The 26,377-nt window shown below is 30.2% G+C and carries 21 protein-coding genes; 17 read left to right on the forward strand and 4 right to left on the reverse strand.

The features are described from left to right. Positions 1–65 precede the first annotated feature (65 nt). Entirely contained in the window at positions 66–2,087 is a 2,022-nt protein-coding gene (locus CLOCEL_RS06680; protein ID WP_049785857.1) for a YgiQ family radical SAM protein, read from the reverse strand. A 250-nt stretch (positions 2,088–2,337) separates the two neighbouring features. Between CLOCEL_RS06680 and CLOCEL_RS06685 the strand changes: the two genes are divergently transcribed. Further along, positions 2,338–3,675 (forward strand): GH1 family beta-glucosidase, encoded by a 1,338-nt coding sequence (locus tag CLOCEL_RS06685; RefSeq protein WP_010076042.1) that lies wholly within the window; start codon positions 2,338–2,340, stop codon positions 3,673–3,675. Between the two features lie 122 nt (positions 3,676–3,797). Here CLOCEL_RS06685 and CLOCEL_RS06690 read toward each other — a convergent pair whose 3' ends face one another. Then, positions 3,798–4,400 (reverse strand): carbohydrate binding domain-containing protein, encoded by a 603-nt coding sequence (locus CLOCEL_RS06690; RefSeq protein WP_010076041.1) that lies wholly within the window; start codon positions 4,398–4,400, stop codon positions 3,798–3,800. A 248-nt stretch (positions 4,401–4,648) separates the two neighbouring features. Between CLOCEL_RS06690 and CLOCEL_RS06695 the strand changes: the two genes are divergently transcribed. Together CLOCEL_RS06695 and CLOCEL_RS06700 are read left to right on the forward strand one after the other, a co-directional pair. Then, positions 4,649–5,728 carry a transglutaminase domain-containing protein gene (locus CLOCEL_RS06695; protein WP_242655233.1) on the forward strand — a complete coding sequence of 360 codons (1,080 nt, stop codon included), beginning with the start codon at positions 4,649–4,651 and terminating at the stop codon, positions 5,726–5,728. A 234-nt stretch (positions 5,729–5,962) separates the two neighbouring features. Then, entirely contained in the window at positions 5,963–6,661 is a 699-nt protein-coding gene (locus CLOCEL_RS06700) for a hypothetical protein (protein WP_010076039.1), read from the forward strand. Between the two features lie 81 nt (positions 6,662–6,742). Here the strand turns inward: CLOCEL_RS06700 and CLOCEL_RS06705 are convergent, their stop codons facing one another. Then, positions 6,743–8,539, reverse strand: coding sequence for a MutS-related protein (locus tag CLOCEL_RS06705; RefSeq protein ID WP_010076038.1), 1,797 nt, complete (start codon positions 8,537–8,539; stop codon positions 6,743–6,745). A 321-nt stretch (positions 8,540–8,860) separates the two neighbouring features. On the opposite strand from CLOCEL_RS06705, the gene CLOCEL_RS06710 reads away from it, so the two are divergent. The 5 genes from CLOCEL_RS06710 (at position 8,861) to CLOCEL_RS06730 (ending at position 13,442) form a co-directional block, all read left to right on the forward strand. After that, entirely contained in the window at positions 8,861–9,712 is an 852-nt protein-coding gene (locus CLOCEL_RS06710) for a flavodoxin domain-containing protein (protein ID WP_010076037.1), read from the forward strand. A gap of 51 nt (positions 9,713–9,763) precedes the next feature. After that, complete coding sequence (locus tag CLOCEL_RS06715; protein WP_010076036.1) at positions 9,764–10,051, forward strand: GNAT family N-acetyltransferase; 288 nt, start codon at positions 9,764–9,766, stop codon at positions 10,049–10,051. Positions 10,052–10,206: 155 nt separating this feature from the next. After that, positions 10,207–10,824 (forward strand): DNA-3-methyladenine glycosylase, encoded by a 618-nt coding sequence (locus tag CLOCEL_RS06720; protein ID WP_010076035.1) that lies wholly within the window; start codon positions 10,207–10,209, stop codon positions 10,822–10,824. 238 nt (positions 10,825–11,062) lie between these two features. Continuing rightward, positions 11,063–12,895 (forward strand): LTA synthase family protein, encoded by a 1,833-nt coding sequence (locus tag CLOCEL_RS06725; protein ID WP_010076034.1) that lies wholly within the window; start codon positions 11,063–11,065, stop codon positions 12,893–12,895. Positions 12,896–12,917: 22 nt separating this feature from the next. Next, on the forward strand, positions 12,918–13,442 hold the full coding sequence (locus CLOCEL_RS06730) for a hypothetical protein (RefSeq protein ID WP_010076033.1): 525 nt from the start codon (positions 12,918–12,920) through the stop codon (positions 13,440–13,442). Between the two features lie 92 nt (positions 13,443–13,534). Here the strand turns inward: CLOCEL_RS06730 and CLOCEL_RS06735 are convergent, their stop codons facing one another. After that, the gene (locus CLOCEL_RS06735) at positions 13,535–15,145 is read right to left on the reverse strand and encodes a DEAD/DEAH box helicase (protein ID WP_010076032.1); all 1,611 of its coding nucleotides are present in this window, start codon (positions 15,143–15,145) and stop codon (positions 13,535–13,537) included. Positions 15,146–15,516: 371 nt separating this feature from the next. Here CLOCEL_RS06735 and rd point away from each other — a divergent pair, with 371 nt between their 5' ends. From rd to CLOCEL_RS06780, 9 genes are all read left to right on the forward strand, one after another. Continuing rightward, positions 15,517–15,675, forward strand: a complete 159-nt coding sequence (gene rd, locus CLOCEL_RS06740) for a rubredoxin (RefSeq protein WP_010076031.1) — start codon at positions 15,517–15,519, stop codon at positions 15,673–15,675. Further along, complete coding sequence (locus CLOCEL_RS06745; protein WP_010076030.1) at positions 15,676–15,855, forward strand: DUF896 domain-containing protein; 180 nt, start codon at positions 15,676–15,678, stop codon at positions 15,853–15,855. A 560-nt stretch (positions 15,856–16,415) separates the two neighbouring features. Further along, positions 16,416–17,345, forward strand: a complete 930-nt coding sequence (locus tag CLOCEL_RS06750) for an ABC transporter permease (RefSeq protein WP_010076029.1) — start codon at positions 16,416–16,418, stop codon at positions 17,343–17,345. 17 nt (positions 17,346–17,362) lie between these two features. Then, the gene (locus CLOCEL_RS06755) at positions 17,363–18,316 is read left to right on the forward strand and encodes an ABC transporter permease (RefSeq protein WP_010076028.1); all 954 of its coding nucleotides are present in this window, start codon (positions 17,363–17,365) and stop codon (positions 18,314–18,316) included. A gap of 10 nt (positions 18,317–18,326) precedes the next feature. Continuing rightward, positions 18,327–19,352, forward strand: coding sequence for an ABC transporter ATP-binding protein (locus CLOCEL_RS06760; protein WP_010076027.1), 1,026 nt, complete (start codon positions 18,327–18,329; stop codon positions 19,350–19,352). Then, positions 19,345–20,322, forward strand: a complete 978-nt coding sequence (locus CLOCEL_RS06765; protein ID WP_010076026.1) for an ABC transporter ATP-binding protein — start codon at positions 19,345–19,347, stop codon at positions 20,320–20,322. The genes CLOCEL_RS06760 and CLOCEL_RS06765 overlap by 8 nt, the downstream gene beginning before the upstream one ends. Positions 20,323–21,089: 767 nt before the next feature. Next, positions 21,090–22,736 (forward strand): peptide ABC transporter substrate-binding protein, encoded by a 1,647-nt coding sequence (locus tag CLOCEL_RS06770; protein ID WP_010076025.1) that lies wholly within the window; start codon positions 21,090–21,092, stop codon positions 22,734–22,736. A gap of 172 nt (positions 22,737–22,908) precedes the next feature. Then, on the forward strand, positions 22,909–24,021 hold the full coding sequence (locus CLOCEL_RS06775) for a metallophosphoesterase family protein (RefSeq protein WP_010076024.1): 1,113 nt from the start codon (positions 22,909–22,911) through the stop codon (positions 24,019–24,021). Then, a complete protein-coding gene (locus tag CLOCEL_RS06780) occupies positions 24,018–26,252 on the forward strand; it encodes an ATP-binding protein (RefSeq protein WP_010076023.1) in 2,235 nt (744 codons plus the stop codon). Before CLOCEL_RS06775 ends, CLOCEL_RS06780 begins: the two co-directional genes overlap by 4 nt. Positions 26,253–26,377: the final 125 nt, after the last annotated feature.

Consider the following 26,377-nt stretch of genomic DNA (forward strand, 5'->3'; position numbering starts at 1 on the left):
AAACTGAAAAGGAACTACACTTACTAAAAACATCTGGTTTTGCGAGTGTAGTTCCTAATTTTCTTTTATCTTTTTTTTGCTTTTGCCTTTGAAGCTAGTGGAGATTTATTATTATCAGCTTTTTTACTGAAGGATGATTTATTGTTATTTTTACTTTTGTCTCTAGAGGGTGAATTCCCTTTGGCTTTAGAGCTAGTTTTCTTCATTCCCTGTGATTTTTTCGAGGAATTAGTAGAAGTGTTTTTATCTTCTTCGGAGCTCTTCTTACTTCTGCTCTTAGGTGGTACTGGTGGAATCAAGGCTTTATCGTTATGGCCTATTAAATCTGATCTACCAGCTTTAATTAAAGCTTCTTTTACAAGAGCATGATTTTCTGGTTTTGAGTATTGCAGAAGTGCTCTTTGCATAGCTTTTTCTTTTCCGCTTCTTGGGACGTATATTTTTTCACCAGTAAAAGGATTTACTCCAGTATAATATATAGTGGTTGACAAGCTACCAGGAGTAGGATAAAAATCTTGAACTTGCTCTGGCATATATCCCATTTCTTTTATAAATAAAGCTAACTCTATAGCTGCCTTTAAATCACTTCCAGGGTGACTAGACATAAGATAAGGAACTAAAAATTGATTCATTCCCACCTTCTTATTTATTTCATAATATTTTTTCGTGAATTTATCATATACTTCTCTTGTTGGTTTTCCCATTTGTTTTAGAACTGCATCAGAAACATGTTCTGGAGCAACCTTAAGCTGTCCACTTATATGATGTTTACAAAGTTCTTCGAAGAATTTTGTGTTCTTATCGTATATAAGATAATCATATCTTATACCAGAACGAACAAATACTTTTTTCACCTTAGGAAGTTCTCTAAGTTTTCTAAGCAATGATAGGTATTCCATATGATCAATCTTAAGGTTTTTGCAGGCACTAGGGAAAATACATTGTCTATTTTTACATACCCCTACTTTTTCTTGAATACTGCAGGCTTTATTTCTAAAGTTAGCAGTAGGCCCACCAACATCATTTATATAGCCTTTAAAGTCAGGAAATTCTGTCATTTCTTTAGCTTCATCTATAATTGAGTCTTGGCTTCTGTTTTGAATTACTCTGCCTTGATGAAAGGTAAGAGCACAGAAAGAACAGGAGCCATAACAGCCTCTATGACTTGTTATTGAAAATCTAACTTCTTTTATAGCAGGTATACCACCTTCAGCTTCATAGATAGGGTGATAGGTTTTAGCATAAGAAAGCTTATATACTTCATCCATTTCTACTTGAGACATTGATGTGGCAGGTGGATTCTGAACTAAATATCTGTCACCATGCTTTTGAACTATAGTGTTGCCTCTAATAGAATCCTGTTCTTCAGATTCGATTTTAAAAGCTTTATTATAAGCAGACTTACTTTCAGATACTTCTTCAAAGGAAGGAACCTCTATGTAGTCTTTTAAGTTTTCTAAGCTACTAGTTATATAGGCTGTACCTCTAATACCTCTAATATTTTTTACGTTTTTACCAAAACTTAGATATTTCGCTATTTCAGTTATAGATTTTTCGCCCATTCCATAAGAAAGAAGATCTGCTTTAGAATCTACTAAGACACTTCTTCTAATCTTATCACTCCAATAATCATAATGAGCAAATCTTCTTAAGGATGCTTCTATACCACCGATTATTATTGGCACATCTTTATAAGCTTCTTTTGCTTTATTAGAGTAGATAATCACAGCTCTATCTGGTCTTAAGCCTCCTTTTCCACCAGGAGAGTAGAAATCATCATGACGTCTCTTTTTAGAAGAAGTATAATGATTAACCATAGAATCGATATTTCCTGAATTAATTAGGAAGCCAAGTCTTGGTTTCCCAAGAATCTTAAATGAATCAAGGGTTTTCCAATCTGGCTGAGGAATAACCCCAACAGAATAACCTTCTTTTTCTAAAATTCTCCCTATTATTGCAGTACCAAAGGATGGGTGATCTACGTATGCATCACCGGTTATTATAATAAAATCTAATTGATCTATATTTCTTTCTTTTAGATCTTCTTTGCTAATTGGCATAAATTTTGATCTTTCCAAAGTAAGCATCCCTCCAAACATATAAATAATCTTATCACAACTAGTGTAAAAAACAACTTTTTTTAATTTATATTACTGTATTTCAGTGGTTTAATATTAATTATTAAGGTAAGCTACTTATCAGAAATTATTAATTCTCATGAAAAACTTTGGAGATAATGTGAATTTTCAGTAGACCTTTAATAAGGTATAATTTTATGGATAAGAAGCTATACTAACAAATATTGGATTTAAAATAGTAAGAAACGGAGGCGAAAGAATGGAAAAGCTAAGATTTCCCAAAGATTTTATTTTTGGAACAGCCACTGCAGCATATCAAATTGAAGGAGCTTACAAAGAAGATGAGAAAGGTGAATCTATTTGGGATAGGTTTAGTCATATACCAGGAAATGTAGCTAAAATGCATAATGGTGATATTGCTTGTGATCACTATCATAGATATAAAGAAGATGTTCAGCTATTAAAAAGCCTTGGAATTAAAAGTTATAGGTTTTCAATTGCTTGGCCTAGAATTTTCCCAAAAGGTTTTGGCGAGATAAACCAGAAGGGAATTCAGTTCTATAGGGATTTAATTGATGAACTAATTAAAAATGATATAGAACCAGCTATAACAATTTATCATTGGGATCTTCCACAAAAGCTTCAGGATATTGGAGGGTGGGCAAATCCGCAAGTTGCTGATTACTATGTTGATTATGCAAACTTATTATTCAGAGAGTTCGGAGATAGAGTAAAAACATGGATAACTCATAATGAGCCATGGGTTGCATCATATCTTGGCTATGCTTTAGGAGTTCATGCTCCAGGAATTAAAGATATGAAAATGGCATTGTTAGCTGCACATAACATATTATTATCGCACTTTAAGGCAGTTAAAGCTTATAGAGAATTAGAACAAGATGGGCAAATAGGTATAACATTAAATCTTTCAACCTGTTATTCAAATTCAGCTGATGAAGAAGATATTGCTGCAGCCCATAGAAGTGATGGATGGAACAACAGATGGTTTTTAGATGCTGCATTAAAAGGAACTTATCCTGAGGATATGATAAAAATCTTTAGCGATACAAATATTATGCCTGAACTACCTAAAGAGTTATTTACTGAGGTATTTGAAACTTCTGATTTTTTAGGAATAAATTATTATACACGACAAGTTGTAAAGAATAACTCTGAAGCTTTTATCGGTGCTGAAAGTGTAGCAATGGATAATCCTAAAACAGAAATGGGTTGGGAGATATATCCGCAAGGGCTTTATGATTTGCTAACGAGGATACACAGGGATTATGGGAACATAGATTTATACATAACAGAAAACGGTGCAGCTTTTAATGATATGGTTAATAGAGACGGTAAAGTTGAAGATGAAAATAGATTAGATTATTTATACACTCATTTTGCTGCTGCATTAAGTGCTATAGAAGCGGGAGTACCTTTAAAGGGATATTATATTTGGTCTTTCATGGATAATTTTGAGTGGGCTGAAGGATATGAAAAAAGATTTGGAATAGTACATGTAAACTATAAAACTCAGGAGAGAACAATAAAGAAGAGTGCTTATTGGTATAAGGAGCTTATAGAAAGATCTAATAAGTAATAATATTTCCTGGAATTTTATAGATGTAAACCTTAAACATGTGTTGTTTTTAACAATTAAGAGAAAAAGAGCTGATGTTTATTATTTATATCAGCTCTTTAAAAACGTCAATCTAGATATCATTAAGAAGACAAGTTCAATTTTATATCAGTAAAACTTATCTTACCCATAGTACGACCTAGGTAAAAACGAAGTACTGAAAGAGGTTCAGTATTCTCTGAGACGACAAAATCGTAGGTATAATCAGTCCATTTATCAGATATAGAATATGTAGCAGGTTTTGAAAAAGATAACACATCCATTCTATCTGATATGAAAACAGTGATGCTTTTAGGAAGTGTTGATTTTGCCTTAAAATTCAAAGTATACTTTTTACCAGGTTCAATATTGTCTATAGTTTGGCATAGCTGAATTGCATCTTCACTGTTACCACAATCCTCAGGCTCTAAAGAAAAAACGTCATTGCTATTTTCATAGGTACAAATAGCAATATTATCAACTACTACTCTCCAGTGTTTAAAACATTCGGGTGATTCGCTGAAAGTACCATATTTCACTAGGTTTTCAGAAATATCTTCTATTTTTTCTTTACTATAGTCCATAGATTCTAAACTAGACTTTTTTAGATCTAAAGCGACGATATCGTCTTCTTTTGCGATATTATATCCTGTAACAGAGCTAGCTAATACTACTGCTGCAACAGCTGTTTTAAATTTCTTTTTCATAAATTGTAACCCCATAACCCCATAAAATTATTTTTAAATTAAGATAATTTAATTATACAAGCTATTGTATAGGTTTACAATAGGAAAATGATACTAATGAGAAATTTGGAATATTATACAAAAACATAGATATTCTGATAGGTTCTAAATTATTATATAATTTGATATAATGATTATTAAGAAATTATTATAGTATATTTTTATGTAGGGATGGTGGAAGAATGAATAAATGTCCCATCTGTAATACTTTGAATGAGGCTGAAGCTAATTTTTGTACAAGCTGTGGTCAGAAATTAAATATAGTATCAATTGAGCAAAATAAGAATTACAGAACTGTAAGGAAAAAAAAGAAAAGTAAAGTTGAAAAAATCTTAATAGCTATAATTTCGATTTTAATAGGCGTTTCAGTGATTTATTTTACTATGAGTATTAGAGAAGTTATTATAGAAACTAGTAAACAGGTAAAAGAAAGTATTGAATCGGGAGTAAACAAATCTCAGGTAGATGATGGTTTAAAACCTATAGAAGGAGTAGAGGAGAGCCAAGAACCAAAGGAAGATAAAGAAATGGACTATATTGTTGATAACAGTATGGTACCGTTCAATTTAGAACTTTCAGCTAAAAAAAGATGGGTTTGGTTCAGTGTTGCAAAAGATGGGAAACAAAAGGACTATGTGCTTCCTGTTAGCAATGGAAGAATTGATACAAAGGTGTATCTACCATTTAATGTTGGCGATTATGTTGTCACAGTTTACACTTCTACCTTGGAAGATGCGTCAGGGACTTATTTCGTTCATAAGAAATATAACGTAAGAAATAATGATGCGAGAGATTTAACCTTCCTGTTACCAGATACCTATGTTGAGAGTGATTCTGAGGAGATTATTCAGTTAGCTAATAGCATCGTTGCAGGTATCCAAACGGATTATGAAAAAACTTTAGCTATTCATGACTGGGTTTCTGCAAATATTGCATATGATACAGATGCATATTTTAGCAATAATATTAAAGAATATAGTGCGTTAGAAACATTGAGAGGTAGAAAAGCGATATGTAACGGATATGCTAATTTAACTGCTGCGTTAAATAGAGCTATAGGAATTAGAACTAAAATAGTAGGTGGTACAGCTACTACCGAAAATAGATCTGAATCTCATGCTTGGAATGAAACTTTTGTAGACGGAAGATGGGTGATACAAGATACTACTTGGGATTCGGGATTTGTAGATTATAATAATAACAAGTTTGTTCCAGGATTGACACATGATTATTTTGATGCTAATGAACAAGTATTTTCTCAAAGTCACAGCAAAGAGAATGAAAAATAGATTATGTTCAAATTTATTCTCGATAAATCTTATTTTAAGATAATAAAATCAAAACCATAATAATATAATTAGAATAAGATACATTAGCTTATATCACATAAGTTAGTGTATTTTATTTTTTAGACATTTTTAGCATTTCTAAGGAGGCGGGTATTTTCTCATAATAAACTGATAATTCTAGTGCTATTTTGATTATTGTCATGAGGAAAGCAAGAGGTTGTGAGGAGATAGTTTATGAAAAATACTGAGACTAGAAAACTTATTTTTTTCTTTGGAGTGGGAGTTCTGGCTATATTAATAGCAATACTGACAGATACTTTTAGTAACTCTGGAGAATCGGCCTTCGGAATAACCTTTTTGTCAGGATTTATTGGAATTGCCTTGATTGTAATAGGTCTCTTTGTTTTTATCCCTAGGTATTTGTACATGAAAAAAATGATAGAAGGAAAGGAGCTTATTGCAGCTTGGGAATTACCTCAAGAGGATGTACTAGAAAACGCAGTTGATATCAAAAGTAGAAAAAAACAGATATGCTTTGAGAACTTTGTATTTATAGCAGTAACTTGTTTTATAACTAGTATAATCTTTTTATTCTTTGAAAATGGAGAAGATTTATCTTTCGTAATGTTAGCTGCTATATTAATAGCATATATCATATATATATTTTCGCCTAAAATAGCATATTATAATGCTGTTAAAAGTGGTAAAACTGTGTATATTGGTAAGAATGCTATTTATGCGAATGGTACTTATTATAGTTTAAAGGGTGTAGGAGATAACTGTGATAATGTGAAAGTTTTTCGAAGTGATAATCACATGAAATTGAAATACATGTACTATTCAAATATAGGAAAAGATTATATGAATATTACCGTAAGAATCCCAAAAGATAATATGGAAGAAGTGGAGAAGGTTATAGACTACTATAAATAAAAAAAGTGAAAGGGCTATTTTGATGAGTAATTTTCATTAAAATAGCCCTTTTATAAGTAATTTTTACTTTCGATAGTATTCTTATAGCTCAAGTATAGGAATTCCAACTAGATTCATTAGATATTTTGCATTAGTAGTAGTAGCAGACCCTTCTTTTAATTTATAGTCAAAGCAAATTTTGTTTTCCTCATAATATTCAGAGAAATTGTAATTCTTTATTCTATGATATTTATTTAAGGCTGTCAATTCTAAATCATGGGTAGTTATAGCTCCTATAATCCCTAAGGAATTAAGGTTGGATAGTACATTTTTAGCACCGATTATTCTGTCATTTGAATTGGTACCCCTAAAAATCTCATCTATTAGGAAAATCATATCGTTATTTTCTTTTCCACGGATAATTATATTTTTTATTCTAATTAACTCTGCGTAAAAGGTTGAAATACCGCTTTGCAGATCATCAGTAATTCTCATAGAAGTAAAAATATCCATTTGAGAACAGGTCATTTCACTGGCAAAAACTGCTGCTCCAGCATAAGCAAGAACGAGATTTATACCTATAGTCCTTAAAAAAGTAGTTTTTCCGGACATGTTTGAACCAGTTATAACGAAAATCTTATCATCCATATCTAAGTCATTAGTAATTCTTGAGCTTTTAGCTAGAAGGGGATGACCTAAATTTTTTGCTGTTACCTTTAAGTTTGAATTATCTATAGTTGGGAAAATAAGAGTTTCATCAATATGATTAAGCGTAGAAAAACTTATTAGACTTTCTACCTCTCCTATAGCATTAATCCAAAGTTTAAGTTTTGAGCCATATTGTGACTTCCAATTTTCTAATGAAAAGATACATTGGTAGTCCCATAATAATACCGCATCTAAAATAATTGCTAACAAAGCATTATATCTTAGGTTTATTTTATCAGTAATTTTTTTTAGTTCTTTCACAGCTTTAAGTGCAGAATCATCATTAGAGAATAATTCCGACTTAATATTAATTAGTCTTCTAGATTTAAAGGATTCCTTCTCAAGAACATTGAGAATTTTCATATAAGTGTCTAAATTACTTTTGAATTCATGAGCAAGGTATAAGGTTTCGTTAATATATTTTAATTTTAAAAGTACAAACATTCCTTGCAGAAGGATTAGCAACTTCAAGATATTGTATAAAAAAGCTATTTTAAATATTAAAGTAAATGCAATTAGTACAACTGAAAACATTGGAAGTATATAAAGAAAAGTTTTTATATACTTAGAACCTACGATAGTAGAGTTGTCTTCAGCAAAAGCTATTAATTTTAAAGGATTTTTAAGGTTCTTTTTGTTCCTAATGGTACTTAATTCTACTTTTAGGCAGAAATCTAAATTTTCCTTTAGTTCCTTTATAGATTCTTGACGCAATAATAAATCTTCCTTTGAAAATTTATTTTCTGTTAAGTCTTTTTTTAAGATTTTTCTACCATGAAAAGTATTTGCTATGTTTATTAATTGGAACAATGAACGCTTACCAAATATATCTAAGTCGGAAGAATAGCTATGCTCTTTATCTATAAATTCTTCGCCAATATCTTCAAAGTTCTCCCAGCCTCCAGTTATTCTTGATATGTATCTATTATTTATATTTATCAATTCCTTTGAATTCGTAAGCTTTTCTTCAGTATTTCTATGTAGTATAACCTCTATAATAAATATTAGGTACAAGAAGGTATTGAATAATACATATGTGGGATTAAAGCTTATCCTTGCAATATAGATGCTAAGTATAATTGCTGCTAATAAGGTTACTAATCGTAGCTTGCTTATAAGGTTAAAGGTTTTATTGTATTTTTCTAGTTTTATTTTTTCTTCTTCAATTCTCTTCGTAAAATTTTCAATCATGATACTCTCCTAAAAATTATTATCTAAAATATATAAGTTACAATAAAGTGTCTATGATACAGATTATTAAAGTCAATACAGATTTATGGTCATACCGTATATAAATTTTAATGTTAAAACTTCGTCAAAACTCTATAGGCATATTAAGAAATTAATGTAACCTATGAAGAACTTTTATCGAAACCTATATATTTTAATAATATTATTATGTTCTTCATAATGCTAGTGTTTTATAAGTTTTCTTCAAAATATATAAAAAAAACATATAGGTGGATAAAATTCCATAATATTATATAGAAATAAGTAGCTAGGAGTGAATCTATGAAAACCTTAATATTGTTTGAAAAAGCTTATGAATCTACAGAAGAGATAGCTAAAAGGCTAGCACTTATATTAGGACCTGCGAACTATTGCGATATCAGCGAGTTTAAAGAGGAATATAAGGATTTCGATATATTAATTTTTGGAATTGCCGTATACAGAAAAGGTATTAGCAAAAAGGCTTTAGAATTTATACAAGCTAATAAACAATGGATTAAAGATAAAAAAATTGCATTGTTTTATACAACTAGAGAAGAAAGAAGACAATATAGCTATACCATAAGAGTAAAGGAGCAGGTGGGAGAAGCATTATTTATGTCAAAGGCTTTTAGAAATGGAACTGAAAATATTAAGGCTTATGCAAGAGCTTTGAAAGAAAAATATGAACTTCTCATAAAAAAACCAGAGAATGAAAGTTTGTTTTCTTCAATAGAGGCATTTATTAAAGAACATAACACTCTTGTATTAGGTACAGGTTACGGCAAGTCAATAAGAGTTACACCATTGGAGTATGTATATATTGATAAGACATTTTATTCCGTTACAGAGGGTGGAGAAAAATTTTCTAATCTTATAGTAAACAACGAAGTAGCTTTAACTGTTTATGATAAGTTTACTAGCTATGATAAAAGAAGAGGTATTCAAATAACTGGTAAAGCTTTTCTTATCCCAATAAATTCTGAAGAATATAAAGCAATATTAATGGAAAAAAATATAGAAGAGAAAGAGAACATCAGCTTCTGTGGGAGTATGCATATCCTGAAGATAAAACCTGAAAAAGCAGAATTTCTAAATTATGAATTTGAACAAGAAGGATATGATATAAAGCAAGTATACTATTTTAACGGATAAAACTAAAAAAAAAACACAAAATAAGATTAGAAATTACGAAGGAGGATTAATATGAGGATACTTCATGATAAGGGAAATCATACGTTTTATCTTGCTGATACTGATGGAGAAAGAATAGCTGAAATGACATATATTATAAAAAATGGTATAATGGATATCAATAAAACTTATGTGGATGAGCATTTAAGAGAAACTCAAATTGCTAGATATTTAGTAGATATGGGGGCATCATATGCAAGGCATGAGGGATATAAAATAGATGCGTCATGCTCTTATGCTAATAAGGTAATACAGCAGTACTATCCTGATTTGGCTGCTCATCCAGTATTAACTGTATAAAACATAAGCGAGCATATAATGTTATTATTGAAATTTAAGTAGTGTTGTAAAATATACTACAAGAAAGGGTAGTGGCTAAGCTATTGAGAAATATTTCTTGGTAGCCTAGCCATATATTCTGATAAAAATTAATAGCAGTTTATTAAGGAGATCAAATGAAAAATAAACTAACAAGAGAGTTTTATGACAGAGATTCATTAATTGTAGCAGAAGAATTGCTAGGAAAATATTTGGTGAAAAAAGATAATAACACAGAACTTATTGGAAAAATTGTTGAGGTTGAAGCTTATAGGGGGCCGGAAGATAAGGGTGCTCATAGCTATAACAATAGAAGGACAAGCCGAACTGAAGTAATGTTTGGAGCCCCAGGCTATAGTTATGTGTATTTGATCTATGGTATGTATAATTGTTTAAATACAGTCTGTGAAAAAGAGGGAATTCCTCAAGCTGTATTAATAAGAGCTATTGAACCTTTAGAAGCTGTAAATGTTATGTTTAAAAATAGGTACGGAAGAGAAGCTGAAAATCCTAAAGAAAGTGAAATTAAAAATCTTACTAACGGTCCTGGGAAACTTTGCAAAGCACTTAATATAACTAAGGAGCATAATAAATTAGATTTACTTGGAGAAGAGATATTTATAACAGAAGGCGAAATTATTAAAAAAGAGCAAATAATAAGAAAACCTAGGATTGGGATAGATTATGCTGAAGAGTATAAAGATAAGCCTTGGCGATTTTATGTTGAAAATAATAAATTTGTATCGAAGTTATAAAACATCGTAGTTAATTTTACGGTGTTTTTGTTTAAGAAAAAATAAAAAAGCTGTTAGGGAAAAATTACTATCAGTATTTTCCTAAGAATTATTTTAATTATACTTTCTCAATGGTACAATGATTTAGAACAATTTTAGATTAAGATTAGATTAAGAGATGGACAAGTTTTCTTAAAATATTAATTGTTATTGCCAAACAAGTGATTTATAGGAAGTTGTATGAGAGGAGAAAAATATTTTGCACGAAAAGTTTAATTCATTAAAGCAACAAATGAAATCTTTGATTCGAAACTCTTGCTTTTGGTTTGTCACCCTTATGATTTTTATTAAGTCTGTGATATTTATGTGGGTGGTGGGTTCTAACTATGCAGCAGGACTCAGTATAGGAGGTGGATTCTTTAGTATTCCGCCATATATGACTTTTATAGCTTTTGCTATAGCTATGACATCCTTTGCATTATTATTTAAGGGTAGAGGGCAGTTGTATTCATTACTTATTATAAATATTTTATGTACTGTAATTTGCATTGGGCATCTGTGGTACTATAGAGGTTTTTCAAGCTTCTTAAATTTCTTTCTATTTTCTATGACATCGAACTTAGAAAATTTAGGAGCAACAATAGTTTCGCTTATTAAAGTTGTAGATATGCTATTTATAATAGATATATTCATTTCGATTTTCTATATTATCAAGAACAAAAAAGCATATAAAGGTGTTAAAAGAAATGTACCTGCATTTATAATTGTGTTTTTTACTTCAATAATCTATTTAGCTTTTGCACATATAAAAATAGATAATTTTGATAGAAGTATAAATGGGCAATCACTTTTCCTACAAAGTTGGGCGCCAACAGAAACTATGTCTAATTTAGGACCAGTAGGTTATTTAGTTTATGATGGTTATAAGTATTATGAAAATACTAAGCCATATAATTTAACTGAAGAGGAAAAGGTAAATATCGAGAATTGGTATAAAGAAAATAATGAAAACCTTGAAGATAATAAATATAGCGGTATATTTAAGAATAAAAACTTGTTAATAATACAAGTTGAATCTTTAGAGAATTTTGTTATAAATCAAAAAATTAATGGTCAAGAAATTACTCCGAATATAAATAAGTTGTTAAGTAATTCAATATATTTCGATAATTACCATGAACAAGTGTGGAATGGAACTAGTGCTGACTGTGATCTTTTGGTAACAGCTAATGTATTTCCAGTTAGAAGTGGAGCGACTTTCTTTAGATATCCAGGAAACTATTATCCAAGTTCATTGCCTAATATATTTAATAATGCAGGCTATGAAACAGAATCCCTTCACCCTGATAAAGCACAGTATTGGAACTATAAATCTGCATTGACTTCTATAGGCTTTAAGAACTTTATTTCTGAAGAAAATTATAATGTAACTGAGCAAATTAACATTGGTATTAGTGATAAAAATTATTTTAGTGAGGCTATAAAGTTTATTACAGAGTTAAAGGAACCTTTCTATGCCCATACTATAACTTTAACAAATCATGCTCCTTTTACATTACCAGATAAAGAGAAAAAATTAGATTTACCAAATAATCTAAAGGAAAATGTACTTGGAGACTATTTTCAAACTGTTAGATATAGTGATGAACAAATTGCTACCTTCTTAAATAACTTAGATAAGGCTGGAAAATTAGATAATACAGTAGTAGTAATCTATGGCGACCATACAGGGGTTCATAAGTACTATGATGATAAGGTTAATGAAGTGGAAAATAGAGAGCCTTGGATGGATAACAATAATTGGAGAATTCCTTTTATAATATATTCAAAGGATTTAGCACCAGAAACCATCAGTGTTACTGGCGGTCAAATAGATACACTTCCAACTCTTGCTTATTTATTTGGAATTCCAAAGGACAATTATTACTACACTATGGGTAGGAACTTGCTTAATACAAAGAGAGATTCTACAATTCTTGCAGACTTTACTGTAATAGGTAACGCAACGGAAGCCGAAAAAGAACATCTAAGAAAAGGTATGGAAATTTCAGAACCTATAGTGGAAAGTAACTATTTTAAGAATTATAAATAAACGTAGGGATGGGAGAGAAAAAATGTTAACTTGGACAGTTGAATATAAAGGGCAAAAAGAAAGAATAGCTCTTTTTATTAATAAAGTCTTAGGACTGGGAATAGTTTTAAGAGAAGGAAAAATAATAAAAAAAACCTTTAAAATTTTTAGGGAAAACACTGTTGAATTTGAGTTTAACAATAATCTATATAGCATACAAATAACAGAGGATAATTTTGAATTTTCTGGTGTTCTTAAGGTGAATAGAGAAGTTGAATTTCAGAACGAAATAGAAGTTAAGGAAGAAATTAAGGCACCATGGTATGGTTATATTCTAATGATATTCACTATAATTATACCTATTGTTTCTGTTGAAAGCATAACTACATGGGTTATAGGAATTTTATCCTCATGTGCTGTATTTAAGGTTTCAAAGCTTAAGGATAAAGGGATAAAACAAAAATTAATCTATTCCATAATAATAATATTAGTTGCATGGTTTTTATATTATTTAAAATACCAAAAGATGAAGAGTTTTGGTATTTCTGGTGGATTTATAGCTTGGTAATATAAACGTGAAACTAGAAAATAAAGATCGAAAGGCTCCCTAAAGGATATCTTATAGGGAGCCTTTCGATTTCTTTTTAAGAATTTTATATGCTATCTTCTTTCTTTTGCAACTTCAATATTAATTTTTCTACCTTTTAATCTTTTACCAGATGAAAACTTTAGTATATCATCTACTATGGAAGTATCTACATTTACAAATGAAAAGTTTTCCATTATTGCAATATCACCAATTTGTCTTGGTTGAATTCTAGATGAATCCTTGAAGAATTGAACTAATTCTTTTGGTGATACATTATCACGTCTTCCTGCAGAAACGAATAGACGTTTTTGTCCTCTAGAAGCACCACGTGCACTTGAATTTCTCATTGGTTCAGGTACTTCTAAAGCATTGGTAGTGTATTCGTAAGCTAATTCATTTGAAAAAGCTATTTTCATTAATGCTGCAGCAACATCTACTAAGCTATAGTCATCATCAAGTTCTGTAGCATAAGGGATAAACTTAGATAAATCTTCATTTTCTATAGTGTCTCTAACTTTGTTTAAGACGTTTTTGTATTTAACATCATATATTTCATCCACTGTAGGGACAGAGTTTCTTTTGATCTTACTTTTTGTTGTTTTTTCAATTTGCTTTAAGACAATATATTCTCTTGGAGTAACAAGGGTATAAGCTTTACCTTCTTTGTTAGCTCTTCCAGTTCTTCCGATTCTATGAACATAACTTTCAGCATCTTGAGGAAGGTCGTAATTTATAACATGAGTTACATTTTCAACATCAATACCCCTTGCAGCTACGTCTGTAGCAACTAAGAAATCTAAGTTTGATTCTTTAAATTTCTTTAAGGTATTCATTCTTTGATTTTGGTTCATATCTCCGTGCATGCCTTCAACAACGTATCCTCTTCTTTGCATCGAAGAAACTAATTCGTCAACACCTTTTTTTGTTTTACAGAAGATAATAGCAGCTTCTGGTTCATCAGCATCTATTATTCTACATAAAGATTCAAAACGGTCAGAATTCTTAATTTCATAATAATATTGAGTTATTGTTGATGCAGTAACTGTGTTTTTCTCAATAGAGATTAATTTTGCATCTGATTTCATATAGCGTTTAGAAAGTCTTTTTATAGCGTCTGGCATTGTTGCTGAGAATAAAAGGGTTTGTCTATCTTCGTTAAGTGATTTCATAACCTCTTCAATATCATCAATAAAGCCCATGTTTAGCATTTCGTCAGCTTCATCAAGTACTAGAAACTTAACAAATTCAGTGTTTAATGATTTTCTTCTTAAGTGATCAAGAACTCTTCCAGGTGTTCCTACTACTATATCTACACCGTTTCTAAGTGCTCTTAACTGTCTGTCTATTGGTTGCCCACCATATATAGGAAGAATATTTAATCTCATGTTTTTAGCTATTCTTACAAGTTCTTCATTTACTTGAATAGCAAGTTCACGAGTAGGTGCTAAGATTAAAGCTTGAGGTACTCTTCTCTTTTCACTCATATTGTTAAGGATGATGCTTCCGAAAGCGGCAGTTTTACCAGTACCAGTTTGTGCTTGACCTATAAGATCATAGCCTTCTATGCCCACAGGTATACTTTCACTTTGAATTGGTGAGGGCTCTTCAAAACCCATGTCGTTGATTGCCTTAAGGATTTCGTCTTTAAGGTTTAATTCATTAAATGTTTTAATTTTGGTCATTCTTATCCTCTTTCTATTGTTATTTGGTTAATTTATTGGTAAAATATAATTACTTCATAGAAGTTTATATGCGAACTTTATATATGATTTAATATATAAAATAGGATTGCTGCTTTACTTAAAAAGTCAGTACTTTGTTGAAAAGCAATAGGATGGTTTTTAAGTTTACAGTTAATAATACCACAGTCTTAATTTAATATCAAATAAAGTTCACAGTTTGGCTACATAAATATTTTAACCATTAGCCAGCTAAATAATTTATTAGAAATTATATTTTTAATAAAGAAAATATATTGTAAGATTAATTACTATCAAAAGTTTGATAGTAATAATATATTTCAATTTAACTATTAGTAAAAGGAGGAATTATTATGAAAAAATACGTTTGTACTGTATGTGGATATATATATGATCCAGAAGTAGGTGATCCAGATAATGGTGTTGATGCAGGTACATCATGGGAACAAGTTCCAGAAGAGTGGGTTTGCCCATTATGTGCTCAAGGAAAAGATGCTTTCGAGGAAGAATAAATGGAAAAATTAATAGCTAGAATAAATGAGCTTTATAATAAAAGCAAGACTGTCGGGCTAACAGAAGAAGAAAAAGAAGAACAAGCAACTTTAAGAAGACAATATATCGATGGTATTAAAGGTAATGTTAAAGCACAGCTTCAAACTGTCGAATATAAAGGCCCAAAGAGAGTAAATTAAAAATTAGAAAAACTAATCTAAAAAAGAGATATATAAATTTATCTTATAGATGAATTGTTTTAGAGAAGAACCAGAAGAGATATGTTATCACTTCTGGTTCTTTTATGTTTAATTGCAAGCTTATTAAAATAGATCATAAAGAAATTGAGTAGTTTATAATTTTCTGCACAAACTAGTATAGAAAATATAATAAGAATCTCTAAGTAATTACTGAATAAGTTAAAAATCACATGGTTTTTAACTGAAGCTTTTAAAGAAATATATATATATTGAAAATATAATTTGTGAAAAACAACCATTTTAATTATTTACAAATTATATGTATACTTTTTTAAGATTTGTGTTAAAAAAATTCTTAAGTTATTCTAAAAAATGCAGTGAAAATAAAAGTTATTGACATAAACTCAAAATGGTATTATATTATAAAATAATGATTAGTTAAATAACTATAGGGATAATTACAAAAGTGTTTAAAATACTATGGATAAAAGTTGAAATTGTCAGAGACTCTAGATTTGATTTAAACATAGTATTGTAATCAACAAAGGAGGAATTTTTAGGTGACAAAGTACATTTTAAAAAGGTTAGTGGGGAGTTTAGTGACATTATTTATCGTAATTACAGCTACGTTTTTCCTCATGAGGTTTATGCCTGGAGGTCCATTTACGGGGGAGAAGAAACTAGATCCAGCGATACAGAAAAATCTTGAAGCTGCGTACGGATTGGACAAACCATTGCTTACACAATATGGTATGTATTTAGAAGGAATTGTTCATGGAGATTTAGGTCCGAGTTTAAAATATAAAGGAAGAGACGTTAGTTGGATAATAACAAATGCATTCCCAAGATCAGCTAAATTAGGAGCTGTTGCTGTAATATTATCACTAGTAGTTGGTGTGTTTATGGGAATTATATCAGCGCTAAACTATAAAAAATGGCCTGATAAAGTTACAATGATATTAGCAACTTTGGGAGTAACTCTTCCAAGTTTCGTTATTGGAACATTATTTATGTATTTATTTGCATTAAAGTTAAGATTGTTACCAGCTACAGGGCTAAGCACATGGAGACATTATATTATGCCAAGTGTAGCATTAGCAGGATCATCTATAGCATTTATATCAAGATTATCGAGATCAAGACTTGTGGACGTTATGAAGTCTGATTTTATAAGAACTGCAAAAGCTAAAGGACTAAGCAAAAACAAAATAATTTATAAGCATGCTTTGAGAAATTCTTTAATTCCGATTGTAACTTATTTAGGACCACTAGTAGCAGGAATATTAACTGGTAGCTTTGTTATTGAAAAAATATTTGCAATTCCAGGATTAGGTGGCGAATTTGTTACAACAATAACAAATAGAGATTACACTACAATCTTAGGAGTAACTTTGTTCTATAGTGCTTTCCTAATTATCAGTAACCTAATAGTGGATATACTCTACGTTGTAATCGACCCAAGAATAAAGTTAGATGATGTAGAGGCATAAACGGAGGAGTAAATATTATGGAAACAAAGGATAAAATTCTTTTAAATGCGGATTCAAAAATAGATAAAGAGCTTTTTGCTCGCCTTTCTCCAGAGGAACAAGTTCCAGAAGAGGTAATAAGACCATCTGTAACATACTGGAGAGATGTATGGAAAAGGTTAAGAAGAAATAAAATTGCTTTAACAGGACTAATTTTTATAATAGTAATTACATTACTTTCAATTTTTGTACCAATGTTATCATCTCAAGGATATTCTGATAACAACCTAGCGCTTACTAATAAAGGACCATCTTTAAAGCATTGGTTTGGTACTGATAAACTTGGTAGAGACATGTTTGTGAGAGTTTTTTATGGTGCTAGATATTCATTAATTATTGGATTTGTAGCATCCATTCTTAACTTAATTATTGGTGTAGTATATGGTGGAATAGCTGGTTATTGTGGTGGAAGAGTTGATACTATAATGATGAGAATAGTTGATATAATTTATTCAATACCGATGACAATTTATGTAATATTACTTATGGTAGTATTAAATGGAGACCCTCTTATTAATATAATAATTGCTTTAGCAATTTCATATTGGCTATCAATGGCAAGAATAGTTAGAGGAGAAATACTTCAATTAAAGCAACAAGAATTTGTTCTTGCAGCAAGAGCACTTGGTGGAAGTGGAAGAAGAATATTGTTTAAGCATCTTATACCAAACTGCTTAGGACCAATCATCGTAACCTTAACACTTCAAATTCCATCGGCAATTTTTACAGAAGCTTTCTTAAGTTTTATAGGCCTTGGAATTGTACCACCTAAAGCTTCTTGGGGAACACTTGCTAATGATGCAATTGAAACTTTAAAAGTTGCACCATATCAGCTTTTCTTCCCAGCACTTGCTATAAGTCTAACAATGCTTGCGTTTAATTTACTTGGTGACGGACTTACTGATGCTTTAGATCCAAAGATGAAGGGATAGGTGGTATTATATGGAAAAAACGCTATTAGAAGTTAAGAATTTAAAAACCTCTTTCTTCACAGAGGTAGGAGAAGTAAAGGCTGTAGGAGGAGTAAGCTTTGAACTTAAAGAAGGAAGAGTTTTAGGGATAGTAGGTGAATCAGGTAGTGGAAAAAGTGTAACTATGATGTCACTTATGGGCCTTTTAGATAGAAATGGTAAAGTAGTTGATGGAGATATTCTTTTCGATGATAAAAATCTTCTAAAAATCGGGGAGAAGGAAATGGAGAAAATTAGAGGAAATCATATAGGTATGATATTCCAGGATCCTATGACTTCATTAAACCCAGTTTTAACTGTTGGAGACCAATTAACAGAACCACTTATTAAGCATAAAAATATGAAAAGATCAGAAGCTTTTGCTGAGGCTGTAAAAATGCTTTCTTTAGTAGGTATTCCAAGCCCAGAAAAGAGAATGAAACAATATCCTCATGAATTTTCAGGTGGTATGAGACAAAGAGTTATGATTGCTATGGCCCTTACCTGTAAGCCAAAGTTATTAATCGCTGATGAACCTACCACAGCTTTAGATGTTACAATACAAGCTCAAATTTTGGAACTTATGAAGGATTTGAAAGAAAAATTGAATACATCAATTATACTAATAACTCACGATTTAGGAGTAGTTGCAGGAATATGTGATGATGTGAATGTAATGTATGGAGGTCTAGTTGTTGAACAAGGCCCTAATGATAAAATATTCTACAATCCAAGACATCCATATACTTGGGGTCTTCTTGAGAGTATACCAGATACATCAAGTGACAATAAAGAAAGATTAAAGCCAATTCCAGGGACACCACCGGATTTATTAAAACCACCAGTTGGATGTCCGTTTATGGCTAGATGCAAGTATGCAATGAAAGTATGTAAAGAACATAGACCTCCACTTTTCGAAGTAGAGCCAGGTCATAAGGCTGCTTGTTGGTTAAATCATTCCCAGGCTCCAAAGGTTGATGCCCCAGTAGGTAGAGGAGGTGTAAAGGTAAATGAGTAATGAACAAAAACTTATAGAAATACAGAATTTATCTAAGTATTTCAAGGTAAAAAAAGGTATCCTCAATAGAAACGCAACTTACTTAAAGGCAGTTGACAATGTTTCACTATATATAAATAAAGGAGAAACTTTGGGACTTGTTGGTGAATCAGGTTGTGGTAAGAGTACACTTGGAAGAACTGTTATGAAACTTTATGAGCCAACTAGTGGTAAAATCCTTTATAAAGGTGAGGATATAGCTGGATTATCACAAAAGCAAATGATACCTTTTAGAAGAAAGATACAAATGATATTCCAAGATCCGTATGCATCATTAGATCCAAGAATGACAGTTGGAGATATTATTGGAGAAGCTATTGACATTCATAAGTTATCAAGAGGGAAAGAAAGAGAAGAAAGAATTAATTCTCTTTTGAAAACAGTTGGACTTAATAGTGAACACAAAAATAGATATCCTCATGAATTTTCTGGTGGTCAAAGACAAAGAATAGGAATAGCAAGAGCATTAGCTGTTGAACCAGAATTTATCATTTGTGATGAACCGATATCTGCACTTGATGTATCCATTCAAGCTCAAGTTGTAAACATGTTAGAAGATTTGCAACAAGAATTAGGTTTAACATATTTGTTTATAGCTCATGACTTATCAATGGTAAAGCATATTTCTAATAGAATTGGAGTTATGTATCTTGGTAAGCTTGTAGAACTTGCAGATAGTAATGAAGTGTACAATAAACCGCTTCATCCATATACTCAGGCATTGCTTTCAGCAGTTCCAATTCCAGATCCAGAAGTTGCACAAAGCAACCAAAGAATTATTCTTGAAGGCGAACTTCCATCCCCAATAGATCCACCAAGTGGATGTAGATTTAGGACTAGATGTAAGTACGCGAAAGATATTTGTGCACAGCAAGAACCAGAATTTAAAGAAGTGGCTAAGGGACATCATGTAGCTTGTCACTTATACTAAAATGCTACTAAAGATAAAATTTATATAGATTAATAAACTAAAGATAAGGTCTTATAATTTTCAATACTAAAAGAGTGCTTGAATAATGAGATACTAAAGATTAAAAATACTAAATTACAAAAGATTACTAGAATAACAAAAGATAAAGATAGATTTTCATGATAAAACTAAACTTATACAGATGAATTTCACAAAATACTGTTTTAGGGTATGTGAGTAAAATTATGAAATCTGTTAAGAGTAGACTGTGGGTATCTTAGATAAGAGGATATCCACAGTGAAAATTATACATTTTTAAGAATGCTTAAAGTTTGTTTATTAGTAGATAAAGGTGAAATCACTATTTATAATCTGATAAATGTTGTGGAGATCTAGTTGAATGAAATAAACAAAAGATAAATAGTAAATTAATTACAAAAAAACAAAAGATGAGAATTATGATTTATTATAGTAGACAGTTTTACTAATGAAAAATAGTTTTTTAAAGATATACTAGTATACCCTAGTTAATTTGAGGTGAAAATATATTATGAAAGGCTATTGTTTAAACTAAATATTACATGTATATTTTCGAAGCATTGATTAAATTTGTAGTTACTTAAATACTTTTCTATTGAAAGTATATTTTGTGTAGAAAATTTAATACTAGGAAATATGAGTTTTAGTTTAAAAAGATAAACGATGGATAAGCTTAAGAAAAAGTGTTGATTTATAAGTATGTTTATGTACTATAAATAAATATTATTTTAAGGGAGGAACGAAAGACTATGGGAAAAATGAAAAGAGTTTTATCTTTAGTACTTGCATCAGCTATATTAGCTACAACAATAGCTGGTTGTGGTAAAGAAGATACGTCAAAAAAAGATCAGTCATCAGTTGAGCAAGTAGTTAGATACAATTTAGGTGCAGACCCAAATACAATTGACCCAGCATTAAACAATGCTGTAGAATCTGCAACAGTTATTTCAAATGCGTTTGAAGGATTAATGAAACTGGATGAAAATGATAAGCCAGTTCTAGGAGTAGCAAAGGAACATAAGATGTCCGATGATGGATTAACTTATACCTTTACATTAAGAGAGGATGCTAAATGGTCAGATGGAGAAAAGGTTACTGCAAAAGACTTTGCTTATGCATGGACAAGAGCATTAGACCCAGCAACTGCAGCTGAATATGCATCACAATTATACTATATAAAAAATGGAGAAGCTTTTAATAAGGGAAAAGCTACGAAAGACCAATTAGGAATTAAAGTTGTAGATGATTATACTTTAGAAGTGAAATTAGAAGCACCAACAGCTTATTTCTTATCATTAATGGCATTCCCAACTTATTTTCCAGTAAGAGAAGATATAATTTCAAAAGATCCTAACTGGGCTTTAAATGTTGATACATATGTATCTAATGGACCATTCAAAATGACAGAATGGAGTCCAAAAGAGTCAATGACTTTTGTTAAGAATGAGAATTATTGGAATAAAGATAAGGTGACTTTAGATAAGATAGTTTATTCTATGATAGACAATCAAAATACTTATTTAACTTCATTCTTAAATGGTGAATTAGATATGATCGAATCACCACCACAAGCTGAGACTCCAAACTTATTAGCTGATGGTACAGCTCAAACATCAAAATACCTTGGAACATATTACTATTGTATAAATGTTACTGATTCAGTAAAGCAACTAAATCCAGAAGGTGCTGCTGCTTTATTAAATCCTAAAGTAAGAAAAGCATTATCATTAGCAATTGACAGAAAACAAATCGTTGAAAATGTAGCAAAAGGTGGTCAAAAGCCAGCAACAAGCTTTGTACCACTTGGTGTTTTAGATTCAGCAGGAAATGACTTCCACACAGATTATTTAAAGGAAACTGCAGATGTTGAAGCTGCAAAGAAGCTATTAACAGAAGCAGGATATCCAAATGGCCAAGGTTTACCACCATTTGAAATTACTTTTAATACAAGTGCAGGACATCAATCAATTGCTGAAGCAATACAAGATATGTGGAAAACTAACTTAGGAATACAAGTTACACTTAAAAATGAAGAATGGAAAGTATTCCAACAAACAAGACAAGATAAACAATATCAAATCGCAAGACATGGTTGGGTTGCTGACTACAATGACCCTATGACATTCTTAGATTTATTTGTTTCAGGAAGCGGAAATAATGATGCTGGCTTCAGTAATAAAGAATATGATAACTATATAGCTGCAGCTAAAAAAGAAATTGATGATGCTAAGAGAACAGAATATCTTGAAAAAGCAGAAGCTCTTTTATTAGATCAGATGCCTATAATTCCAATATACTATAATACAAATATAGTTTGTATTAATCCTAAAATATCAGGAATAGTAAAATCATCTCTTGGTTTTGTATTCTTTGATAAAGCTGTAGTAGCAGAATAGAATATAAAAGTATTTTTAGATATATATAAGTATATCTAACTTTAAGTAGTCTTTCTTAAAAAGGTAACTTTTTAGGAAGGGCTACTTTTTATTTATTGTTATATACGATTATATGTTCCCATGGTATAATGATTTGGTAAAAACTTTTTAGGAAAAAAGAGGTGAAAAAATCATGCCAGTTAGAGTTTTACATTGTGCAGATATACATTTGGATACTGCATTTTCGTATTTAAGTAATACTTTGAAAGAGAATAGACAAGAAGAACTGCGAGAGGTTTTCAGCAATATAATAAAGATAATAAAAGAAAGACAAGTTCAGATATTTTTAATAGCTGGTGATTTTTTTGACGTTGAAAATGTGACTTCTAATACGTTATATTTCTTAAAAAGAAAATTATCTGAAATAAAAGATGTACATGTTTTTATTACACCAGGAAATCATGATCCATATATGTTGAGTAATGGACATAAAGACTTAGAAACTTTAGATAATGTTCATATATTTAAAAATGAAATAGAAAAAATCTATATTGAAGAACTAAATGTTAATGTTTATGGCTTTGGATTTATGGAAAAGTACAGCAATAAGCCGATGTTAAGAGATTTTCAAATAGAAGATGAAAATAGTATAAATATTATGGTAACTCATGGTGATATATCAAGTGACAGTGTATATAATCCAATAACTCTAGAGGATATCAAAAATTCTAAATTAGATTATTTAGCATTAGGACATATACATAAAGGAACAGGGCTTTTAAAAGAAGGAGATAGCTATTGGGCATATCCTGGGAATCCTCAAGGGCGTTCTTTTAATGAGGTTGGAGAAAAAGGCGTTTTACTTTTAGATATAACTAAAGGATATTGCAGTTGCGAATTTATAAAAACTTCTGTTAGAGATTACCTTATCTATGATATTGATATCTCTGATATGGGTGACTATGGTGAAATCACAGATAAAATAATTAAAGATATTGATAATATGGAGTATGATAAAAATTATTATAGAATAATCTTAAAAGGTAAGATTGAAGAAGGTTTCAAAATAAGTATGAAGTCATTGTTTATAAAGCTTCAAAATCATTTTCATCATATAGAATTAGTCGATGAGACAAAATATAAGATAGATATAGAGAAGATTAAGGAAAGCAAAACACTAAAAGCATTGGTTATAACAGAATTATTTAAACTAAAGCTTGAAGATCAATTTGAGGAAGAAATAATAGATCTTGCTGTAAAGTATTCTTTAGATGCGTTAGACAATGGGCAGGTGAATATAGAATGATAATTAAGACTTTAAACATACATTCGTTTGGAAAACTTCAAGATGTAATGTTAAACTTAGAACAAGGGGTTAACTTGATCTATGGAGAAAATGAAGCAGGAAAAAGTACGGTGCAAAAATTTATAAAAGCAATGTTTTATGGTGCTAAGGGTAAGGACAGAGAAAAAGTATTTCCATGGAATGGAAAAATTCCAAAAGGAGAGATTAGCTTTATTTTAAATGGAAATGAATATATCCTACAAAGAACTTTTAATGCTAGCAATGCTAAGGATTTGATAGAAGTTAGAGATGCTATAACTGGAGAAATCAAAAAAGAATTTAATTATAGAAATTTAGGCTATACTGTATTTAATATGGGGGAGGGAGCCTTTAATAAAACCGCATATATCTCACAAGTAAGTTCATCATATATAAATGGTGGAGAAGAAGAATTTACAGCTAAGCTTACAAATTTAGCATTAAGCGGTGAGGAAGATGTTTCGTATGAAAAAGCTGTAATTGCGTTAGATGATAGAATCAAGAGTATTGAAGGGAAAAATGGTTTTTTACTGAAGTTTAGAGGGGAAGAAGAAATTCTTAATAGAAAATTGTATGAAATATCTCAAATAGAAGAAGAAACAAAAGATCTATCTATGCAAATTATGAGCTTAGAAATTGAAAAAGAGAAGTTAAAAAATGATGAATTGAAAAGTGCTAATAAGTCGATAGAATCAGAGGAGATTGAAATTTTAAAAGCCAATCTTAAGAAATTAGAAAAATTTAAAGATTTAACTAGCGAAAAAATATTAAAATATAAAAAGGCTTATAATTATGTTCAGGAACTAAGAAAGCGTATATTAGAGATTAAAGAGATTGATTATAGCATATTAGATTTGAAGGAGAGTTTAAAGGTTCAAGAAGAACTTTTAGGGGATTTAAAAGCCTTTAAAAATGTTACAGAAGGTTACGAGGATAAACTTTTCTATCTTAATGAAGAAGTTAGCAGAGAAATATATTCAAGAGAATCTTTAGATAACAAGAAGGAACTCGAAGTAAAATATAGGAAAATAAAAAATAAGAATAATTATCAAGTAGGAATATTAGTACTATTCTTTTTAGCAATAATCTTAATTACATTACTTTTTAAGGAGAATAGAATTTATATAAATAGCATTCTTATAGTACTTTTTATAGCTATGATTATAGAGTTTTATAAAAGTTCAGCTGAAGTTAAAAAAATAGAAAAAAATATAAAGACAGTTGAGGTCAAAGTAAAAGTTTCTGATAACATGAAACAATTAAAGGTTGAGCTAGAGAAATATTCTTGCGGAGATTATAAGGATTTCTTAAAAAAATTATCTTTATATAAAGAACATAAAATGGATTTGGAAATTATAAATAGTAAGATTGAAGAAAAGGAATTACAATTAAAAAAGTTAGATGAAAATAGAACTAAAAGAGAACTAGAGCAATGCGAAAATTTGATTAAGGATCTACTTATAGATTATGAAATAAATGATTTTCAAGAACTAGAGGAAATGTGGCAAAGTTACACTACCCTTAATAATGAAATCATAAAAAGGGAATTCCAAGGAAAGTTAATACAAAAGGAAGAGTCAGAGGAAAATTTGAGAAAAACATCAGTTAGATTGATAGAATTAGAAAAAGATATTTTAACTTTGAAGAATGATAATAAGGAGTTGTTGCAAGTATTAGAAGGGAAACTTGATACTCTAGAAAGACTAGAGGGAATAAAACAAGATATTCAAGTATATGAAAAGAAACTCCATGCTTTAAAGTTAGCAAGGAATGTTATAGAGCAATCTTTTTCAAAGATTCAAAAGGATTTTGGACCAAGATTAAATAATGAAACAGAGACTACCGTAGAGAGAATAACAGAGGGAAAATATAAGGAAGCAATGATTGATAAGAGCATGGATGTAGTCATTAGAAGCGATAAGGATAATGGAATTAGGAATATTGAAGATTTTAGTGTAGGAACTAAGATGCAAATATACCTTTCTGTAAGATTATCATTATTAAAACTTCTCTACAATAATGATATACCTATATTCTTTGATGAAGCTTTTTCTTATTATGATTATGATAGATTATATAATACACTTAAATATCTGAAGGATGAATATAAAGACAAACAGTTGGTTATTTTTGCATGCCAAAACAGAGAAAAGGAAATATTAGACAGATTAGAAAGCTTATATAATTATGTAGTATTAGGGAAAGAACTTTAGTATAATTTTCATATTTTTTAGATAGTTATTGTTTACTAATTTTTTATTAAAAATTAAAGTAAACTTTTTATAAATATAATTAATTTTAATCAATGTAATCGGTTTTAATCATTGACAAGTTTTTA

This window comes from Clostridium cellulovorans 743B (genome assembly GCF_000145275.1).
GTDB lineage: Bacteria > Bacillota > Clostridia > Clostridiales > Clostridiaceae > Clostridium_K > Clostridium_K cellulovorans.

Bases quoted from the DNA above. Each gene is read 5' to 3' on its own strand.
- CLOCEL_RS06765 (WP_010076026.1), top strand. From the start codon at position 19,345: ATGAGTAATGAACAAAAACTTATAGAAATACAGAATTTATCTAAGTAT.
- CLOCEL_RS06700 (WP_010076039.1), top strand. From the start codon at position 5,963: ATGAAAAATACTGAGACTAGAAAACTTATTTTTTTCTTTGGAGTGGGA.
- CLOCEL_RS06715 (WP_010076036.1), top strand. From the start codon at position 9,764: ATGAGGATACTTCATGATAAGGGAAATCATACGTTTTATCTTGCTGAT.
- CLOCEL_RS06760 (WP_010076027.1), top strand. From the start codon at position 18,327: ATGGAAAAAACGCTATTAGAAGTTAAGAATTTAAAAACCTCTTTCTTC.
- CLOCEL_RS06705 (WP_010076038.1), bottom strand. From the start codon at position 8,539: ATGATTGAAAATTTTACGAAGAGAATTGAAGAAGAAAAAATAAAACTA.
- CLOCEL_RS06735 (WP_010076032.1), bottom strand. From the start codon at position 15,145: ATGACCAAAATTAAAACATTTAATGAATTAAACCTTAAAGACGAAATC.
- CLOCEL_RS06775 (WP_010076024.1), top strand. From the start codon at position 22,909: ATGCCAGTTAGAGTTTTACATTGTGCAGATATACATTTGGATACTGCA.
- CLOCEL_RS06745 (WP_010076030.1), top strand. From the start codon at position 15,676: ATGGAAAAATTAATAGCTAGAATAAATGAGCTTTATAATAAAAGCAAG.
- CLOCEL_RS06690 (WP_010076041.1), bottom strand. From the start codon at position 4,400: ATGAAAAAGAAATTTAAAACAGCTGTTGCAGCAGTAGTATTAGCTAGC.
- CLOCEL_RS06755 (WP_010076028.1), top strand. From the start codon at position 17,363: ATGGAAACAAAGGATAAAATTCTTTTAAATGCGGATTCAAAAATAGAT.
- CLOCEL_RS06710 (WP_010076037.1), top strand. From the start codon at position 8,861: ATGAAAACCTTAATATTGTTTGAAAAAGCTTATGAATCTACAGAAGAG.
- CLOCEL_RS06680 (WP_049785857.1), bottom strand. From the start codon at position 2,087: ATGCTTACTTTGGAAAGATCAAAATTTATGCCAATTAGCAAAGAAGAT.
- rd (WP_010076031.1), top strand. From the start codon at position 15,517: ATGAAAAAATACGTTTGTACTGTATGTGGATATATATATGATCCAGAA.
- CLOCEL_RS06730 (WP_010076033.1), top strand. From the start codon at position 12,918: ATGTTAACTTGGACAGTTGAATATAAAGGGCAAAAAGAAAGAATAGCT.
- CLOCEL_RS06720 (WP_010076035.1), top strand. From the start codon at position 10,207: ATGAAAAATAAACTAACAAGAGAGTTTTATGACAGAGATTCATTAATT.
- CLOCEL_RS06770 (WP_010076025.1), top strand. From the start codon at position 21,090: ATGGGAAAAATGAAAAGAGTTTTATCTTTAGTACTTGCATCAGCTATA.
- CLOCEL_RS06780 (WP_010076023.1), top strand. From the start codon at position 24,018: ATGATAATTAAGACTTTAAACATACATTCGTTTGGAAAACTTCAAGAT.
- CLOCEL_RS06685 (WP_010076042.1), top strand. From the start codon at position 2,338: ATGGAAAAGCTAAGATTTCCCAAAGATTTTATTTTTGGAACAGCCACT.